Origin of the sequence: Sphingomonas sp. NPDC019816, assembly GCF_050274375.1 — a bacterium.
Classification (GTDB): Bacteria; Pseudomonadota; Alphaproteobacteria; order Sphingomonadales; family Sphingomonadaceae; genus Sphingomonas.
Genome location: NZ_JBNNOB010000024.1, coordinates 1 through 17,264 on the forward strand (window position 1 = coordinate 1; position 17,264 = coordinate 17,264).

Below are 17,264 nucleotides of genomic sequence, written 5' to 3' on the forward strand. Positions count from 1 at the left end.
GGGGTGTACGGCGGTCTTCCAGGACAGCCGTTCAGGCTGAGCGAAGTCGAAGCCCAGGCCCCAACCTCACCCAGCCATCGACCTTAACGGCCCTTTGCGGCGGCCGCTTCCTTCTTGGCCTGCACCTTGGCGCGGTGATGCCCGACCGCACAGCCCGCCGCCGCGCCCAGCACCGCATGGCCCTTGCCGACGAAATGCCCGCCGACGCCGCCCACAGCCGCGCCCTTCAGGCATCCCTTGGCCGAGGCGGGGCCCGCGACGATCAGCAGCGCGGCGGCCGACAGGGCGGTGAGAAGGATCTTCATGGCGTCTCTCCTTGCGCTCGAAATCGTGGCGGGGAAAATGCGCGCTGGTCCGTGGCCGTTCCGTGATCCGGCCATGACATTCTCTTCATAGGGGCGGACCGTTGCGGGAAGCGGGCCGGACCTGTACCGCTGGCGGTCATGACTGAACAACGTTGCGGCCTCGTCGCCGTCGTCGGCGCGCCCAATGCCGGCAAATCCACCCTCGTCAATGCGCTGGTCGGCCAGAAGGTCGCCATCGTCAGCCCCAAGGCGCAGACGACCCGCGCCAAGCTGCTCGGCGTCGCGATCGAGGGGGATGCGCAGATCCTGCTGGTCGATACGCCCGGTATCTTCGAACCCAAGCGTCGCCTCGACCGCGCGATGGTCGCCGCCGCCTGGGAAGGCGCGGAAGGGGCCGACATCCTGGCGCTGGTCGTCGACGGCAAGGGCGGCATCGGCCCCAAGATCCACGCCATCGCCGAGTCGATCGCGCATCGCCCGGAGCCCAAGCACCTGATCCTCAACAAGGTCGACATCGCCGATAAGGCGCGGCTGCTGACCCATGCCGAAAAGCTGAACGAGGTCGTCGAGTTCGACGAGACCTGGTTCATCTCGGCGCAGACCGGTGATGGCTTGCCCCAGCTAAAGTCCCGCCTCGCCGCGTTGATGCCCGAGGGGCCGTGGCATTACCCGGAAGACCAGGTGTCCGACGCGACCGAGCGTGCGCTGGCCGCCGAGGTGACGCGCGAGCAGATCTATCTCCAGCTCCATGCCGAACTCCCCTATGCCAGCGCGGTCGAGACCGAGGCGTATAAGGAGCGCGAGGACGGATCGGTTGAGATCCATCAGCAGATCCTGGTCGAACGCCCGACCCAGCGCGCCATCGTGCTGGGCAAGAACGGCGTGCGGATCAAGGAGATCGGCGCGCGCGCGCGGGCGCAGCTGTCTGAACTGCTGGGGCAGACAGTGCACCTGTACCTTCATGTGAAGGTCAAGCCGGGCTGGGACGAGGATCGTTCGGTCTACAAGGATATCGGGTTGGATTGGGTGGAGTGAATTGGGGTGGGGGCTCGGTGAGACACCGTGGCCCTCCCCCATCCCCTCCCGCCTGCGGGAGGGGAGCGTTGCTCGGCGAGCGTTAAGCGTCAGCCCCGAACTTGGGATTTGTTGAAGCGCATGTCGGTGACGCTTGGCACGCCCCTCCCGCAGGCGGGAGGGGATGGGGGAGGGCAGGGCTAGGCCACCACCCCTCTTAACCGCCCCAAAGCCCACTCCGCCGCCTCCACCACCACCGGATCATCATCCCCCAACAACCCCCACAACACCGGCACCAACTCCGCCGCGCCGCTGTTCCCCGCCGCGATCGCCGCATTGCGCACCATCCGGTTGCGCCCGATCCGCTTGATCGGCGAGCCCGAAAACACCTGCCGGAACCCGGCATCGTCCAGCGACAGCAAATCCCCCAGCTCCGGCGCGGTCAGTTCCGCGCGCGGATGGAAGGCCATGTTCGCCTGCGCCGCCGCCGCGAACTTGTTCCACGGGCACACCGCCAGACAATCGTCGCAGCCATAGATGCGGTTGCCGATCGCGACCCGGAACTCCTCGGGGATCGGCCCGGCATGTTCGATCGTCAGATAGGAAATGCACCGCCGCGCATCGAGCTGATAGGGCGCCGGGAAGGCATCGGTCGGGCACGCCCGCTGGCACGCATCGCAGCGCCCGCAGGTATCACGCGCGACCGCGTCCGGCTCCAACTCCAGCGTGGTGTAGATCGCGCCGAGGAACAGCCAGCTGCCATGATCGCGGCTGACCAGATTGGTATGCTTGCCCTGCCAGCCCAGCCCCGCCGCCTCGGCCAATGGCTTTTCCATGACGGGCGCGGTGTCGACGAAGACCTTCAGATCGCACCCGGCTTCCTGCGCCAGCCAGCGGCCGAGCGCCTTCAGCTGGCGCTTCACGACGTCGTGATAGTCCGCTCCCTGCGCATAGACCGAGATACGGCCGATCCGCCCCTCGTCCGCCAGCCGCATTGGGTCCTTAGCGGGGGCATAGCTGACGCCCAGCGAGATGATGCTCTTCACCTCGGGCCACAGGCTGGCGGGGCTTTGCCGTTGATGGGCGCGTTCGGCCATCCAGATCATCGATCCGTGCCGCCCCCCGGCCAGCCATTGGTGCAGCCGCTCGGCGGTCCTGGGCGCGGCATCGGCATGGGTGATGCCGATCGCGGCAAAGCCCAGCTCCGCCGCCTTCGCCTTGATCCGGGTTTCCAGCTTGTCTTGCGCCACCTCCGCCCGCTACCACAGGTGGATAGGGTGGAGGAACAGGGCGTGGACAATCAGTGGGCGGTCAGCGCCTCGGGCCTGGCGAAGCGCTTTGGCGAGCGCCGCGTCGTCGACGGGGTCGACATCGCGGTGCCGACGGGCGCAGTGTACGGCGTGCTCGGCCCCAATGGCGCCGGCAAGACGACGACGCTGCGCATGCTGCTAGGCATCATCGAACCCGATGAGGGGGAGCGCTGTCTGCTCGGCCATGCCCATCCGCGCGATGCCAGCGATCTGGTCGGCTATCTGCCCGAGGAGCGCGGGCTGTACCCCGCGATGAAGGCGCGCGAGGCGATCGCCTTCATGGGTGCGCTTCGTGGGCTCGACTGGGCGACGGGCCGCGCGCGGGCGGGCGAATTGCTGGAGCAGGCCGGGCTGGCCCATGCCGCCGACAACAAGATCCGCAAATTGTCCAAGGGCATGGCGCAGCTCGTCCAATTGCTCGGCTCGGTGGTTCACCGGCCCAGGTTGCTGGTCCTGGACGAACCCTTTTCCGGGCTCGATCCGGTCAATCAGGAACGGTTGGAGGCGCTGATCCTGGGTGAGCGGGACCGGGGCGCGACCATCCTGTTTTCCACCCATGTCATGGCCCATGCCGAGCGGCTGTGCGACCGGCTGGCCATCATCGCCGGCGGCCGGCGGCGGTTCGAGGGTACGGTGGACGAGGCGCGCGGTACGCTGCGCGCGCGAGTCCGCTATCGCCCGCGCGATGCCGAGCGCGTGCCGCCCGGCCTGCTGCCCCCCGACGCGGTGCGCGAGGGCGCCGACTGGCGCTTCACCTTGCCCGACGAAGGGATCGAGCCGGTATTGGGCCGGCTGCTGGCGGCGGGGGCAGGCATATTGAACCTATCGATCGAGCGGCCCAGCCTGCACGAGGCATTCGTGCGCATCGTCGGCGAGCCCGTGGCCGAGGTCGCGGCATGAGCACGCGTCGCCTGATCCGCCAGACGATTACGATCGCCCGGCGCGATTTCATCGCCACCGTCTTCACCCCCATCTTCCTGCTGTTCCTGTTCGCGCCGCTGATCATGGTGGCGTTCAGCACGATCGGTGCGATGGGCGCACAACAGGCGGCCGATCATGGCAGCGAGCGGGTACGGATCGTCGCGATCGTCCCCGACGCCGTTGCCCCGGCCATCGTCGAGGCGGATCGCCGCGCCCGCAAGGTGTTCCGCCGTGACGAGGAACCGCCCGAGCTCGTCACCCGCACACCGGCGCGCGATGTCGCGGCGCAGGCGCGTGCGACCTTCGAGGCCGCCAATTTCGATGCGACGGCGGTCCTCTACGGGCCGCTCGACCGCCCGACCATCCTCTATGGCCCGCGTGGCGCCAGGACCGCCGACTATCTGACGGTCCTGGCGGGCGGCGCGCTTGCCGCCGAGCGGCTGGGCGGCACGCTGCCCGGCATCACCCCCACCAAGATCGCCTTCCAGCGCCAGCGCGCGACGCAGGGTGGGCAGAACCAGACCGCGTTCCTGGCGGTGTTCGGTGTCTTCTTCCTCACCCTGTTCCTGGCGGGGCAGGTCGTCGGCACCATGGCCGAGGAGCGATCCAACAAGGTGATCGAAGTGCTGGCCGCCGCCGTGCCGCTGGAGGCGGTGTTCCTGGGCAAGCTGCTCGGCATGTTCGGCGTCGCGGTGCTGTTCATCGGCTTCTGGGGGACCGTACTCGGCCAGGTGACCAGCCTGTTGCCGCCGGCGCTGGGCGGAGTGGTCGGCGAGTTGTCGCCGGCGATCGGCCTGCCGATGTTCGTCGTGCTGTTCGTCAGCTATTTCACCATGGCCTATCTGCTGCTGGGTTCGGTGTTCCTGACGATCGGGGCGCAGGCCTCGACGATGCGTGAGATCCAGATGCTCTCGCTGCCCATCACCATCGTTCAGGTCGGCATGTTCACCTTGACGCTGAGTGGGCTGTCCGACCCGCAAGGTTGGCTGGCGCGCGTGGCGAGGATTTTCCCGCTATCCTCGCCGTTCGCGATGGCGGGACTGGCGGCGGCGGACGATACGCTGTGGCCGCATCTGCTGGCGCTGGCGTGGCAGGCACTGTGGGTGGCGATCTTCGTCACGCTCGGCGCGCGGCTGTTCCGTCGCGGCGTGCTGCAATCGGGGAGCACGCGGCCCTTTTGGCGACGCAAGCGGGGGTAGCGGCCCCCCCGGCGCCGATCTTTTCGGACCGGGGCGGCATACCTATCTTAGGGGCATGACCGCTTCTTCCGATCGCCGCGCGTTTCTGTCCCTTCTGGGTCTCGGCACTCTGGGGGCGGGCCTGTCCGCTTGCGGGCGTGAGGCCGAGGCGGCGGAGCGTTTCCCGGTGGCGATGAGCGACGCGGCGTGGAAGGCGAAGCTGGGCCCCGCCGCCTATAACGTCCTGCGTCATGAGGGGACCGAACGGCCCTATAGCAGCCCGCTCAACGGCGAGCATCGCAGCGGCATCTTCGCCTGCAAGGGCTGTGGCCAACCGCTTTTCTCGTCCAAGACGAAGTTCGAGAGCGGTACCGGTTGGCCGAGCTTCTGGGCACCCTTGCCGCACGCGATCGGCACCGACACCGATCGTTCCCTGATGATGGAGCGGGTCGAGGTGCATTGCAGCCGTTGCGGCGGGCATCTCGGGCATGTCTTCGACGATGGGCCCAAGCCCACCGGCAAACGCTATTGCATGAACGGCGTGGCGATGACGTTTCGGGCGGCTTGACGCCTCGCGGGACGAAACTTCCCGTGGCCTTCGACTGCGCTCAGGCTGAACGAGTTTTATAGTGTGGGTTGAAGAGGGTTGGGCTTGTCCCTCACTCCGCTCGCACTGAGCGAAGTCGAAGTGCACGTTCCGCGTTCGATGAACCTATCAGAACCGCGATTTACTGGATCGGCGCGGCGAAGGTCAGGATGCCGTTGACGCGGCCACCGGTGTTCGATGCGATCTCGGTCGCGGGCAGGTCGGAGACGCTGGGCTTGTGGCCCGCATAGATGAAGCCCTTGGTGGGGTAGGCCGAGGTGCCCAAGCCGCCATTGGGGCCATACCAGACCTTGACCAGCGACCAGTCGTTGTTCGGCGAGATGTCGATCGCGCGGACGTCGCGCTCGATGCCGCCGCGGCGCGACCAGTTGGCATGGGTCAGGAGGACTTCACGGTCGCTGACGACCTTGCTGACCATCGCGACATGACCCACGCGCATGCGGTGGGTCGCCTCGAACGCCAGGACCGAACCTTCCGCCGGCGTATGGCCACGCTCGTAGCGGCCCTCGGCCTGGCCCCACCAGGTGTTGGCGTTGCCGTGAATATCGATGCCCGAAATCTCACGGGCGTAAGGCGCACACTGCCAGAATTGGGCCGCAGCGGGAGCGGCCATCATCAGGCCGCAGGATGCCATCAGCGCGAATCGCACTGCAAATGCCTTGAACTTCACGTGACCCCCCGGTCGGAATGTCGGTGTGATTTTCGATTAACCGGGGCCGAACGGGATGGGAAGCGACCGGCGGGGGCTTATCCGGTGAACGGTGTCGGCCCGGCGGTGACTTGAAAATACGGCGGCGAAACGAGTTTTTCGTTCCTCGTTTCGCCGCTCGCAAGGCTCGGCTTATCGTCCGAGCAGGCGATCGACCGTCACTTGCGTCACCGAATGATAGCCGGGACGCGCCTTGTCATAGATTCGCTTGGCCAGCGCCTGGCCCCATTCGCCCTGTCCCTGAAGCTGCTGAAACAGCGGCGCGACGAACCTGCGGCGGCCTTGCGAGGTCAGAAACTGCTCGGCGGATGCCTCGGCTGGCGGATAGCGGTTGGCGAGCGCCAGTTTGAGCCAGGCGAAGCGGATTTCGCTATTGCCCGTCCGGTTCCAATGGAACTGGCCGTCGAGCGCGGCGAGCCGTTCGGCCGACAGCTGGCGGGGCAGCTGGTCGAGGAAGCGGACATATTCCTGCGTCGTGACTGTGTCGGGGACGGCCGACACCGGGCCACCCGCCGCGAACGCCTTGGCCGCCGCGTCGATCGCGGGAAAGGCGTCGGAGCGGACATGGACCGCGTTCGCCGGGATGCCGGGCTGATAGACCCATTGGTCGACACCGATCTTCGCATCCTCGCCGGGCTTCAGCAGATTCTTGCGCAGATCGGCCAGGAAGCCTGCACTTGTCTGCGGCTGGAAGGCATGGCGATCGAAATAGCCGCGCAGATACGCGTCCCAGCGCGCGCAACCAACGACGGACTCGATGGTGCGCAGGAAGGTCGCGCCCTTGTCATAGGCGATCTGGGTCATGCCGTCGTCGGGATCGCGGCTGGCGTCGAGATCGAGATGCAGCTTGGTGTCGGGCGATTGCGGGCCGCCGGCTTCCTTCACCGCGTTCATCATATCGGTCCAGGCCAAGTCGGCCTCCATGGCGGCGCGGCGCTTGCCGTACATCGACTCCATGATCCGGTTCTCGAAATAGCTGGTGAAGCCTTCGTTGAGCCAGAAATCGTCCCAGGTGGCGTTGGTAACGAGATTGCCCGACCAGCTATGCGCCAGTTCGTGCGCGATCAGGCTGACGAGGCTGCGGTCGCCCGCCAGCACGGTCGGCGTGGCGAAGGTGAGGGTGGGGTTCTCCATGCCGCCGAACGGAAAGCTGGGCGGCAGGACCAGCACGTCATAGCGGCCCCAGCGATAGGGGCCGTACAGCCCCTCGGCCGCCGTCACGAACTTGTCGAGCCCCGCGAACTCCCAGGCCGATTTGTCCAGCATCGCCGGCTCGGTCCAGATGCCGGTATTGGCGCTCAATGGCTTGAACTTCAGGTCGCCGATGGCGAGCGCGATCAGATAGGGGGCGACCGGCTTGTCCATGCGATAGCTGGCGGTGTGGCGGCCGCCTTCGCACGGCGTCTCGCCCGTGCGCTCGCCGCTCATCACGACGGTCAGCGCGCAGGGGGCGTTGACCGTGGCGTCCCAGGTCTGGCGGATGCCGGGCGAATCCTGGGTCGGAATCCAGCTGCGGTTGAGGATCGCCTCGCCCTGGCTGAACAGATAGGGCTGCGTCTTGCCGGCGGTCTGTTCGGGCGACAGCCATTGCAGCGCCTTGGCCTGCGGCGCGGAGGCATAGGCGATCCTGACCGTGCGATTGCCGTTCAGCGTGATCGTCAACGGCGCGCCGTGCACCTTGTCCGCCTGCCCAACCGTGTAGGGCAGGGGACGGTTCTGCGCATCGGTGACACTGACGATGCGCAGGCCATTGTCGTCGACCACCAGTTGCCGGGCGTCCGGCTTGGCATCGACCGACAGGGTCGCGACGCCGCGCATCACATGGGTATCGAAATCGGCATAGAGGTTCAGCGAGACATGCGTGACCCGCGCCTCCAGCGGGCGGGCATAGCTATGCACGTCGCGGGCGTCGGCACTGGTCAGGACGGGCGCGACCATGGGGGCATGGGTTGCGGATTGGGCGGCGAGCAGCATCGCCAGGGCGGCCAGGGACATGGAGACTCCGAATGGGACAGGATGAGTGCACCATAGCGGGATCGTCGTGGAATGGGAGGGGCGCGACCCTCTGGACGCGTGGGGGCGTCGCCACCAGCTAGGCGGGATGGATGAAATGACGCTGGCGGTGGTGGGGATCGACTTTCCCAATGAGGACAAGGCGCGGAGCAATCGGCGCTTCGAATGGCTGGCGTCGGCGGCGGGTGATCCGGTGACGTTGCGGCCCGAACCGCGCAATCGCCATGATCCCAACGCCATCGCCGTGTTCAGTGCGCGCGGCGTTCAGGGCGGCTATCTGTCGGCCGAGCGTGCGCCGTTCATCGGGGCGCGGATCCGACGGGGTGAGGAAATACAGGCCGTCTTCCAGGCGCTGGACAAGTCCGTGGCCTATATTCGTGTCCGTTTCGGCGGCGGCATGCCGACCCTGCCCGAAGTCAGGCCGGACGTGAGCGAGGATCGCGGGGGCGACGACCTGTTCTACCCCGATGCGGATGGACCCGATTGGGGCGCCTGATCCCCGAAACGAAAGAGGGAGCCGAAACCGGCTCCCTCTCCACGCATCGTCATGCGCTGATCCAGTGGACGGGCGAACCCGTCCGCTCCGATCAGTTGCTGTCCGCGTCGTCGTCCTTGACGATCGCGACGACGCCGATGGCGACGACGCCAGCAGCGATCAGAGCGGCGAGGATGCCACCGCCGGCCAGCTTGTTGTTCTTGGCGGTCGGAGCCGACGCGCGAACCGACTTCGAGACCGACAGGCTGGCGGCGGGGTTGGTCGGAGCGGCGGCAACCGGAGCGGCGACCAGCGCCGTGGCGGCAACGGCAGACAGGAACTTCATCATAAATAATCTCCCATGGCGAACGACCGCCAAGACGCGGCAATGTTCATTGTCCCGATAGCGCAAATGTACCGAGGTGCAAAATTGTTCCCGCACTGCATCAAATTTTTTAGTGGGATTGTGGGCGCAATGTCGCAGCTTGCCGCTCAACACCTTATGATTAGGGCCGTAACGGCTTTTATTGATCCGTCCCGTGCCCGCCGTCAGCGTCCGCCGTCACGCCGGGTGAGTGCTGCAACGCAACTAGCGCGGTCGATCGCGCTGCCGTCGGGCTCGCGCGCATCGATGTAGGAGACGCGCGGCTCGCCACCATCCTTGGGGTAGAGATAGGCGTCGAGGACGCAGAACTTGCCCTGATATTGCAGCTTGCGCGCCTGCCCCTCGCGAACATCGGCATCGGCCGCACCGAACAGCTTCGTCAAGCCGGCTGCATCCTGGCCCAGCACGCGTTCCAGCCCGACGCTGGTATAGGGCACCGGCACCGGCGCCATGCCGCGCACCGGGGCGGCGGCCTGGGGGACGGTACAGCCGGCCAGCGCCATAGGGGGAAGCAGGAACAGCGCGGTTCTGCGCCAATGGGGGGTCATGCGGGTCGCCTCCGATGAAAGACATGCGTCGCCATGCTCGCGCCCAGGACGGGGGCCAGCAGGTTCAACCCCGGAACCACGAACAGCACCGCGACGGCAAGCCCCAGCAGCAGGCGCCGCGGCCCGGTCGCCTTGCGCCAGCGCCGCATCGCGGCCGCATCCATATGCCGCGCCGCCACCATGTCGCCCAGATCGCGCGACAACAGCCAGCCATTGACCAGCAGGAACGCCGCCGCCGTACCGACACCGGTCACCAGGAGCCCGATATAGACCGGCAGCAGCACGAGGTTGATCGCCACGACCCGCGCCGCCGAGCCGAGTCCCATCGCGAGCCCCCGCGTCAGCGGCACCGGCCGTGCGGTATCCTGCGCGCCCGGATAATGGCGGGCCTCGACCGCCGCGACGATGTCGTCGGCGAACAGCCCGATCACCGCCATCGCCACGGCGCGGAAGGCGAGCCAAAGGGTGACGATCTCGACCACCACGACAAGCGCAGCCGACAAGCCCCCCGCCTGTGCGCCCAGCCACCCGGTGAGGGCCGCACGCACGCCCCACCACAGCGCGACGCCCGCCACGACGAAGATCGCTAGGGTCGCCGCCAAAGACCGGAGCAGGACCCGGCGGATCGCTGGATCGCCCAATTGCCCCAGCGACAGGAAGAAGGCACGGATCATGCCGCATGGGATGGCGCGCGGGGCGGGGCCAAGTCAATGTCGACGCGTCGATCGCGCGCGGCTGTCGGCCCCCGCCCTGATGTCTTGCGCGGGGGTAGCGCGCTGACTAGGGCGGCGGCATCACAGCTTATTTCCCGGAGTCCGTTTCTTGACCAACCCCACCTATGATGTGGTGGCGATCGGCAATGCCATCGTCGATATCCTTGCCTCCGCCGAGGATGACTTCATTGCCGAAAACGGCATGACCAAGGGCGCGATGCAGCTCGTCTTCTCGCCTGAGGAGGCCGATGCGCTGTATGCCAAGATGGGTCCCGGTCGCGAGATTTCGGGTGGCTCGGCCGCCAATACGCTGGCCGGCATCGCCGCACTGGGCGGCAAGACCGCGTTTATCGGCCAAGTCGCCGACGACCAGCTGGGCGAGGTCTTCGCGCACGACATCCGCGCCGCCGGCGTCCGCTTCGACACCCCCGCCCGCGAGGGCCAGCCGACGACGGCGCGCTGCATGATCTTCGTCAGCCCCGATGGCCAGCGGACGATGAACACCTTCCTGGGCGCGTCGCACTATCTGCCCGCCGAGGCGTTGGACCGTTCGCTGATCGCCGATGCCGCCTATCTGTATATCGAGGGCTATCTGTGGGACCCCGAAGAGCCCCGCGCCGCGATGCGCGCCGCGATCGAGGTCGCGCGTGAGGCGGGCCGCAAGATCGCCTTCACCGCCTCCGCCGAGTTCGTGATCGACCGTCACCGCGCTGATTTCCACGCGCTGATCGACGGCGGCATGATCGACGTGATCTTCGCCAACGAGACCGAGATCGTCGCGCTGACCGAAACGGCGGATGTCGAGGCTGCGGTCGCCTCGCTGAAGGACAAGGTCGAGACGCTGGTCGTCACGCTCGCCGAAAAGGGCGCGCTGGCGGTGCGCGGTGATGAGCGCGTGACCGTGCCCGCCCATCCCGTCGACAAGGTCGTCGATACCACGGGCGCGGGTGACCTGTTCGCGGCAGGCTTCCTCTATGGCCAGACGCATGGCGAGGACCTGAAGGCCTCGCTGACGCTGGGCGCGGCCTGCGCCGCCGAGATCATAAGCCATTTCGGCGCACGTCCCCAGGTCGACCTGAAGACGCTCGCCGCCAGCCTGTAAGGTTCAAGTCAAAGCCAAATAAAAAGGCCCGGAGGATTGCTCCTCCGGGCCTTTTTCGTGTCTGTCGAACGCCGATCAGCGGTCGATCGGCTTGGCCACTTCGGGCTGCATCGCGGGGTCGTCGACCACGTCGATCACGCCGCGCCCGACATGGCTGCGCTTGCGGCTGTAGAGGAAGTAGATCGCCAGACCCACCGCGCCCCAGCCCGGCAGGACCAGGATCGCGATCAGCGGCAGCGAGAAGTACAGATACGCGCAACCGATCATCGCGGCGGGCGCGACGATGAACACGGCGGGCGTGCGGAACGGCCGCTTGCGGCTCGGATCGGTCTTGCGCAGCACCATCACCGACAGCGCCACCATGAAGAAGGCGAACAGCGTGCCCGAGTTGGAATAGTCCGCCAGCTTGCCGACCGGCAGAAAGGCCGAGGCGATGGTCGCGGCGATGCCGGTCACGATCGTCACGACGTGCGGCGTGCGATAGCGCGGATGCACCGAGGCGAGCTTTTCGGGCAACAGGCCGTCACGCGCCATGGTGAAGAACACGCGGGTCTGGCCGAACATCATCATGAGGACGACCGAGGGCAGCGCCAGCGTGGCGGCCAGGCCGATCAGATTGCCGATCTTCTCCCAGCCGATGGTACGCAGGACGTGCGCCAGCGCCTCGCGCGAGCAGGACAGCGGCTCGGCCGCGCCACTCGCCACGATCGCCTTGCACTGTGCGGCCAGTTCCGACGTGCCCGGCGACAGCACGACGCCGGCAGCGTCACGCACCGGCTGCGCACCCAGCGGCGAGCCGATCGCCCCCGCCGAGACGAGCAGATAGAAAACGGTGCAGAACAGCAGCGACGCGATCAGGCCGATGGGCACGTTGCGCTGCGGATTCTTGGTCTCCTCGGCGGCGGTCGAGACCGCGTCGAAGCCGACATAGGCGAAGAAGATCGAGGCGGCCGCGCCAGCGACACCGGTCAGGCCGGTGGGCATGAACGGTTCGAAATGCGCGCCGTTCATCACCGGCACCGACAGCGCGATGAACAGGGTCAGCGCGGCGACCTTGATCGCGACCAGGATGGCGTTGACGCGGGCGCTCTCGGTGGTGCCGACGACCAGCAGCCAAGTGACGAGCAGCGAGATGATGACGGCGGGCAGGTTGATATAACCGCCCGAGGAGGGGCCGTTGACCCACTCCATCGGTATGTCGATGCCGAGCAGGTTGCGGATCTGCCCAACGACATAACCCGACCAGCCGACCGCGACGGCGGAGGCGCCGACCGCATATTCGAGGATCAACGCCCAGCCGACCATCCAGGCCAGCAGCTCACCCATCACCGCATAGGTGTAGGTGTAGGCCGACCCCGCGACCGGCACCATCGAGGCCAGCTCGGAATAGCACAAAGCCGCGACCGCGCAGACGAAGCCCGCCAGCACGAAGGACAGCATCATCCCCGGCCCCGCCTTTTGCGCGGCTTCGGATGTGAGAACGAAGATGCCCGTACCGATGACGGCGCCGATACCCAGCATGGTGAGCTGGAACGCGCCTAGCGATCGTTGCAGCCCCTTCTTCTCGGCGGTCGCCAAAATGGCGTCCAGAGGCTTAACGCGCCCGAAAATCATGAATGTCCAATCCCCCCGAGGGAAGGCGGCCCCGATCGAGGGCGCGCCCGGTGTTTGGTGAATGGTCGGGGAAGTTAGCTGCAATTTTATTACGCGCAATCCCTAAGGTGCGCGGGATGCGCTCGGGGGAGTGGATTAAAGCCCTTCTTCCGCCTGCTCCGAGGTATAGGCCGCCGTTCTGTATCGTGCGGCGAGCCCCTCCCGCAGGCGGGAGGGGTTTGGGGAGGGCGGGGTGTCTCACCGAGCCTGTCGCCCGTGGCGTTTCCCTCCCCCATCCCCTCCCGTTTATGGGAGGGGCGTGCCAAGTGGCTGGGTCAGCGCGTCAGCATCGGGCCGAGCGGTTTGCCCGCCAGGATATGCACATGGAGATGCGGCACTTCCTGCCCGGCATCCGCACCGATATTCGCCAGCAGCCGGTATCCCGGCTGCACCGCCCCGGCCTCGCGCGCGACATGGCCGACCGCGCGGACAAAGCCGGCAATTTCCGCCTCGCCGGCGCGCGCGGAGAAATCGTCCCATGACACATAGGCCCCACGCGGGATCACCAGGATATGCGTCGGCGCATGCGGCGCGATGTCGTGGAACGCGACCGCCCATTCATCTTCGTAGACACGGCTAGACGGGATCTCGTCGCGCAGGATCTTCGCGAAGATATTCTGATCGTCATAGGGAAGCGTGGCGTCGATCGGCATCGAAATTCTCCGTGGGATTAACGGGGCCGCGCAGCCTTTTCGTCATGCCCCGACACGCCCTCGCGCCGCGCCAGTTCGGCGCGGACATCGTCCAGCGTGTGGCCCGTATCGGCCAGCAGCACGATCAGATGGAACATCAGGTCGGCGGCCTCGGACACGATCTTGTCAGGCTGCGCCATGGCGGCGATCACCGTCTCGACCGCTTCCTCGCCCAGTTTCTGCGCGATCTTGGGGCGGCCCTTGGCAAAGAGGCTCGCGGCATAGGAGGTGGCGGCGTCGCCGTCGTCGCGGCGCGCGCGGATCGTGGCTTCGAGGCGGTCGAGCATGTCCATGGCGGCGTGGGTGGCGCGGGGAAGCGCTCGCGTCAATCCTTGCGGTTGCGGCGGCGCATCAGGTGACGAAGCAGCCAGACCGCACCGATCGCGAAGACGAACAGGCCGATGTCGGACCATTCGGGATGGCTTCGCGCCCGGGGCGCTCCGTTATGGGCGGCGGCGGTGGTCAGGGTAGTGGTGGGCATAGGGGGTGTTTTAGCAGCGTGTCGGGCGGGGGTCATCCGGCGGAGTTTGGTTCACGCGAGGACACGAGGACGCGAAGTTTTTTTGTTCGCGCGGAGGCGCGGAGGCGCGGAGACGCGGAGGGTCTGGTTCTTGGGCGGGCGGTGGCCTGTACCTCTCAGGGGGGCGCATGTCTTCCGATCGATGAGGCAGACCCCCAACCTCCGTTCAGCCTGAGCGAAGTCGAAGGCCAAGGGACAACCGCGCCATTGGGCAAAGCGCCGGGCGTGCGCTTCGACTTCGTTCAGCGTGAACGGAGGGGGGAGGAGGTGGCGGGCGGAAGACGTGTTCCACGAATGGGGAAAGCCCATCGCCAACCCCACACCCAGTCTCTCCGCGCCTCCGCGCCTCCGCGCGAACCAAAAATTCTTCGCGCCCTCGCGGCTTCGCGCGAAAATCAATGCGCCCGAACCGGCACCCCCGCCGCCGCGAGCGCGCGGTGCGCATCGGCAATTGACGCATCGCCGAAGTGGAAGATCGACGCCGCCAGCACCGCCGAGGCATGGCCGTCACGAACCCCGGCGACCAGATCGTCCAGTCCCCCGACGCCACCGCTCGCCACCACCGGCACGCTGGTCCGGTCGGCGATGGTGCGGATCAGGTCGAGATCGTAGCCACCCCGCGTCCCGTCCCGGTCCATCGAGGTCACCAACAACTCGCCCGCGCCCAGTTCGGCCAGCCGAAGCGCATGTTCGATCGCATCGATCCCGGTCGCGCGCCGCCCGCCATGGGTGAACACCTCCCAGCCATTGGCCGTCCGCCGTGCGTCGACACTGGCGACGCAGCACTGGCTGCCGAATCGCTCGGCGATGTCGGAGACGACTTCCGGGCGGCTGACGGCGGCGGAGTTGACCGCCACCTTGTCCGCGCCCGCCAGCAGCAGCGCGCGCGCATCCTCGGCGGTGCGAACCCCACCGCCCACGGTCAGCGGCATGAAGCACACCGCCGCCGTCCGTCGTACCACGTCCAATATGGTGCCGCGCGCCTCATGGCTGGCGGTGATGTCGAGGAAGCAGAGCTCGTCCGCGCCCGCCGCGTCATAAGCGCGCGCCTGCTCGACGGGATCGCCCGCATCGATCAGGTCGACGAAGTTGACGCCCTTGACCACCCGGCCGTTCGCGACGTCGAGGCAGGGGATGACGCGCGCACGGACGGTCATGCGGCCGCCGCCACCGACAGCGCCGCCGCCAGATCGAGCCGCCCGTCATAGAGCGCCCGGCCGGTGATGACGCCCTCGACCCCATCCTGATGATGGAGCGCCAGCATATGGATGTCGCCGATCCCCGCCACGCCGCCGCTGGCGATCACCGGGATACGCACCGCGCGCGCCAGATCGACGGTGGCGGGCACGTTGCAGCCCTTGAGCATCCCGTCGCGGCCCACGTCCGTAAAGAGCAGCGAGGCGACGCCCGCATCCTCGAACCGGCGCGCGAGGTCCTCGACCGAGACGGTCGACACATCGGCCCAGCCACGCGTGGCGACCATGCCGTCCTTGGCATCGACGGCGACGACGATACCGCCCGGATAGGCCTTGGCCATGTCGCGCACGAAGTCGGGATTCTCCAGCGCCGCCGTGCCGATCACGACGCGCGACACGCCCAGATCGAACCAGCGCTCGACATTCTCAGGGTTGCGGATGCCGCCGCCCAGCTGGACATGGCCGGGAAAGGCTTTGACGATCGCCTGCACCGCTTCGCCATTGACCGACTCGCCCGCAAAGGCACCATCCAGATCGACGACATGCAGGTGCTGCGCGCCCGCCTCGGCGAAGAGCATCGCCTGATGGGTGGGATCGTCGCCGTAGACGGTGGCGCGGTCCATATCGCCCTCGGCCAAGCGGACGACCTGGCCGCCCTTCAGGTCGATGGCGGGGAAGACGATGAGGCTCACGGATGCCACTCCAGGAAACGGGTGAGGAAGGAGAGGCCATAACGCTGGCTCTTCTCGGGGTGGAATTGCGCGCCGACGATGGTGTCGCGGCCGATCGCAGCGGTGACGGGACCGGCGTGATCGGTGGTCGCCAGCACATGTTCGCCGGTAAAGGCATAGCTGTGGAGGAAATAGGCCTCGCCCGGCACGATCAGCGGATGCTCGCGGGTCGGCTGCACATCGTTCCAGCCCATATGCGGCACCTTGGCGGCCGGATCGGCGGGGGTGAGGCGCGTCACGCGGCCGGGAATCCAGCCCAAGCCCCGATGCTCGCCCATCTCGTCGCTGGCGTCGGCGAGCAACTGCATGCCGACGCATATGCCCAGGAAGGGCCGCGCGCGGGTGAGGGCGGCGTCGCGCAACGCCTCTTCCAGCCCGTCGACCGCGCGCAGATTCGCCGCACATGCCCCGAACGCGCCGACGCCCGGCAGGACGATCCGGTCGGCCCTGGCGATCACGTCTGGGTCGGCGGTGATGACCACATCGCTCGCCCCCGCCGCGCGCAGGGCGTTGTCGACCGAGTGGAGATTGCCCGACTCGATATCGATCAGCGCCAGCGTCACAACATGCCCTTGGTCGAGGGGATGGCGTCGGCCTTGCGCGGGTCGATCTCGACCGCCATCCGCAACGCACGGGCCAGGCCCTTGAAGATGCTCTCCGCGATGTGATGGTTGTTGTGGCCGTGCAGCAGCTCGACGTGCAGCGTGATGCCCGCCTCCTGCGCGAAGCTGTGGAACCAGTGCTCGATCATTTCGGTCTGCAGCGTGCCCAGCATCGGATTGGTGAACGGCACCTTCCACACCAGCCAGGGGCGCCCCGAAATGTCGAGCGCGGTGCGGGTCAGCACCTCGTCCATCGGCGACAGCGCCTCGCCATAGCGGCGGATGCCGCGCTTGTCGCCCAGCGCCTTGGCAAAGGCCTGTCCGATCGCAAGCGCGCTATCCTCGGTCGTGTGGTGCCCGTCGATGTGCAGGTCGCCCTCCACCTTGACCGACAGGTCGATCAGCGAATGCCGCGACAGCTGGTCGAGCATATGGTCGAGAAAGCCGATGCCGGTGGCGTTCTGATAGACGCCGGTGCCGTCGAGATTGACGGTGACGTCGATGACGGTTTCCGCAGTGGCGCGGTGGACGGTGGCGGTGCGCATGGCATCCCCATAAACACCTATCCGTCCCATGCAATCTTGACCCGC

The 17,264-nt window shown here is 67.2% G+C and carries 21 protein-coding genes; 6 read left to right on the top strand and 15 right to left on the bottom strand.

Translation table 11 applies throughout. The annotated features are described in order from the left end of the window. Window positions 1-83: 83 nt before the first annotated feature. Window positions 84-305: a hypothetical protein gene (locus ACQKJZ_RS05650; RefSeq protein ID WP_427730307.1), complete on the bottom strand. Its 222-nt coding sequence runs from the start codon at window positions 303-305 to the stop codon at window positions 84-86. 138 nt (window positions 306-443) lie between these two features. Here ACQKJZ_RS05650 and era point away from each other — a divergent pair, with 138 nt between their 5' ends. Then, a complete protein-coding gene (era, locus tag ACQKJZ_RS05655; protein WP_427730308.1) occupies window positions 444-1,340 on the top strand; it encodes a GTPase Era in 897 nt (298 codons plus the stop codon). 179 nt (window positions 1,341-1,519) lie between these two features. Here the strand turns inward: era and queG are convergent, their stop codons facing one another. Beyond that, complete coding sequence (gene queG / locus ACQKJZ_RS05660; RefSeq protein WP_427730309.1) at window positions 1,520-2,569, bottom strand: tRNA epoxyqueuosine(34) reductase QueG; 1,050 nt, start codon at window positions 2,567-2,569, stop codon at window positions 1,520-1,522. A gap of 42 nt (window positions 2,570-2,611) precedes the next feature. Here queG and ACQKJZ_RS05665 point away from each other — a divergent pair, with 42 nt between their 5' ends. Genes ACQKJZ_RS05665 through msrB form a run of 3 tightly spaced genes read left to right on the top strand, consistent with a single transcriptional unit; the run spans window position 2,612 to window position 5,296 of the window. Then, on the top strand, window positions 2,612-3,529 hold the full coding sequence (locus tag ACQKJZ_RS05665) for an ABC transporter ATP-binding protein (protein ID WP_427730310.1): 918 nt from the start codon (window positions 2,612-2,614) through the stop codon (window positions 3,527-3,529). Next, window positions 3,526-4,749: an ABC transporter permease gene (locus ACQKJZ_RS05670; RefSeq protein WP_427730311.1), complete on the top strand. Its 1,224-nt coding sequence runs from the start codon at window positions 3,526-3,528 to the stop codon at window positions 4,747-4,749. The genes ACQKJZ_RS05665 and ACQKJZ_RS05670 overlap by 4 nt, the downstream gene beginning before the upstream one ends. 55 nt (window positions 4,750-4,804) lie before the next feature. Continuing rightward, window positions 4,805-5,296 (top strand): peptide-methionine (R)-S-oxide reductase MsrB, encoded by a 492-nt coding sequence (gene msrB / locus ACQKJZ_RS05675; protein WP_427730312.1) that lies wholly within the window; start codon window positions 4,805-4,807, stop codon window positions 5,294-5,296. A 160-nt stretch (window positions 5,297-5,456) separates the two neighbouring features. On the opposite strand, the gene ACQKJZ_RS05680 is transcribed toward msrB, so the two are convergent. Beyond that, window positions 5,457-5,969: a CHAP domain-containing protein gene (locus ACQKJZ_RS05680; protein ID WP_427730343.1), complete on the bottom strand. Its 513-nt coding sequence runs from the start codon at window positions 5,967-5,969 to the stop codon at window positions 5,457-5,459. A gap of 207 nt (window positions 5,970-6,176) precedes the next feature. Further along, complete coding sequence (locus ACQKJZ_RS05685) at window positions 6,177-8,039, bottom strand: M1 family metallopeptidase (protein ID WP_427730313.1); 1,863 nt, start codon at window positions 8,037-8,039, stop codon at window positions 6,177-6,179. 115 nt (window positions 8,040-8,154) lie between these two features. On the opposite strand from ACQKJZ_RS05685, the gene ACQKJZ_RS05690 reads away from it, so the two are divergent. Further along, window positions 8,155-8,553: an HIRAN domain-containing protein gene (locus ACQKJZ_RS05690; RefSeq protein WP_427730314.1), complete on the top strand. Its 399-nt coding sequence runs from the start codon at window positions 8,155-8,157 to the stop codon at window positions 8,551-8,553. A gap of 91 nt (window positions 8,554-8,644) precedes the next feature. Here the strand turns inward: ACQKJZ_RS05690 and ACQKJZ_RS05695 are convergent, their stop codons facing one another. The 3 genes from ACQKJZ_RS05695 to ACQKJZ_RS05705 all read right to left on the bottom strand — a co-directional run bounded on the left by ACQKJZ_RS05695 (window position 8,645) and on the right by ACQKJZ_RS05705 (window position 10,139). Then, on the bottom strand, window positions 8,645-8,881 hold the full coding sequence (locus tag ACQKJZ_RS05695; protein WP_427730315.1) for a hypothetical protein: 237 nt from the start codon (window positions 8,879-8,881) through the stop codon (window positions 8,645-8,647). 200 nt (window positions 8,882-9,081) lie between these two features. Further along, window positions 9,082-9,465, bottom strand: a complete 384-nt coding sequence (locus tag ACQKJZ_RS05700) for a hypothetical protein (protein WP_427730316.1) — start codon at window positions 9,463-9,465, stop codon at window positions 9,082-9,084. Continuing rightward, on the bottom strand, window positions 9,462-10,139 hold the full coding sequence (locus ACQKJZ_RS05705) for an EI24 domain-containing protein (protein WP_427730317.1): 678 nt from the start codon (window positions 10,137-10,139) through the stop codon (window positions 9,462-9,464). The genes ACQKJZ_RS05700 and ACQKJZ_RS05705 overlap by 4 nt, the downstream gene beginning before the upstream one ends. A 148-nt stretch (window positions 10,140-10,287) precedes the next feature. On the opposite strand from ACQKJZ_RS05705, the gene ACQKJZ_RS05710 reads away from it, so the two are divergent. Beyond that, window positions 10,288-11,280: an adenosine kinase gene (locus ACQKJZ_RS05710; protein ID WP_427730318.1), complete on the top strand. Its 993-nt coding sequence runs from the start codon at window positions 10,288-10,290 to the stop codon at window positions 11,278-11,280. A gap of 75 nt (window positions 11,281-11,355) precedes the next feature. On the opposite strand, the gene ACQKJZ_RS05715 is transcribed toward ACQKJZ_RS05710, so the two are convergent. The 8 genes from ACQKJZ_RS05715 to hisB all read right to left on the bottom strand — a co-directional run bounded on the left by ACQKJZ_RS05715 (window position 11,356) and on the right by hisB (window position 17,219). Then, on the bottom strand, window positions 11,356-12,894 hold the full coding sequence (locus ACQKJZ_RS05715) for an amino acid permease (protein ID WP_427730319.1): 1,539 nt from the start codon (window positions 12,892-12,894) through the stop codon (window positions 11,356-11,358). A gap of 314 nt (window positions 12,895-13,208) precedes the next feature. Further along, complete coding sequence (locus tag ACQKJZ_RS05720) at window positions 13,209-13,586, bottom strand: histidine triad nucleotide-binding protein (protein WP_427730320.1); 378 nt, start codon at window positions 13,584-13,586, stop codon at window positions 13,209-13,211. 17 nt (window positions 13,587-13,603) lie between these two features. Then, window positions 13,604-13,918, bottom strand: coding sequence for a phosphoribosyl-ATP diphosphatase (locus ACQKJZ_RS05725; protein WP_427730344.1), 315 nt, complete (start codon window positions 13,916-13,918; stop codon window positions 13,604-13,606). 32 nt (window positions 13,919-13,950) lie between these two features. Next, window positions 13,951-14,106 carry a hypothetical protein gene (locus tag ACQKJZ_RS05730; protein WP_427730321.1) on the bottom strand — a complete coding sequence of 52 codons (156 nt, stop codon included), beginning with the start codon at window positions 14,104-14,106 and terminating at the stop codon, window positions 13,951-13,953. Between the two features lie 434 nt (window positions 14,107-14,540). Further along, a complete protein-coding gene (gene hisF, locus ACQKJZ_RS05735; protein WP_427730322.1) occupies window positions 14,541-15,302 on the bottom strand; it encodes an imidazole glycerol phosphate synthase subunit HisF in 762 nt (253 codons plus the stop codon). Beyond that, window positions 15,299-16,033 (bottom strand): 1-(5-phosphoribosyl)-5-[(5-phosphoribosylamino)methylideneamino]imidazole-4-carboxamide isomerase, encoded by a 735-nt coding sequence (gene hisA / locus ACQKJZ_RS05740; RefSeq protein WP_427730323.1) that lies wholly within the window; start codon window positions 16,031-16,033, stop codon window positions 15,299-15,301. Before hisA ends, hisF begins: the two co-directional genes overlap by 4 nt. Then, complete coding sequence (gene hisH / locus ACQKJZ_RS05745; protein ID WP_427730324.1) at window positions 16,030-16,635, bottom strand: imidazole glycerol phosphate synthase subunit HisH; 606 nt, start codon at window positions 16,633-16,635, stop codon at window positions 16,030-16,032. The genes hisA and hisH overlap by 4 nt, the downstream gene beginning before the upstream one ends. Continuing rightward, window positions 16,632-17,219 (bottom strand): imidazoleglycerol-phosphate dehydratase HisB, encoded by a 588-nt coding sequence (gene hisB, locus ACQKJZ_RS05750; RefSeq protein WP_175313888.1) that lies wholly within the window; start codon window positions 17,217-17,219, stop codon window positions 16,632-16,634. The genes hisH and hisB overlap by 4 nt, the downstream gene beginning before the upstream one ends. Window positions 17,220-17,264: the final 45 nt, after the last annotated feature.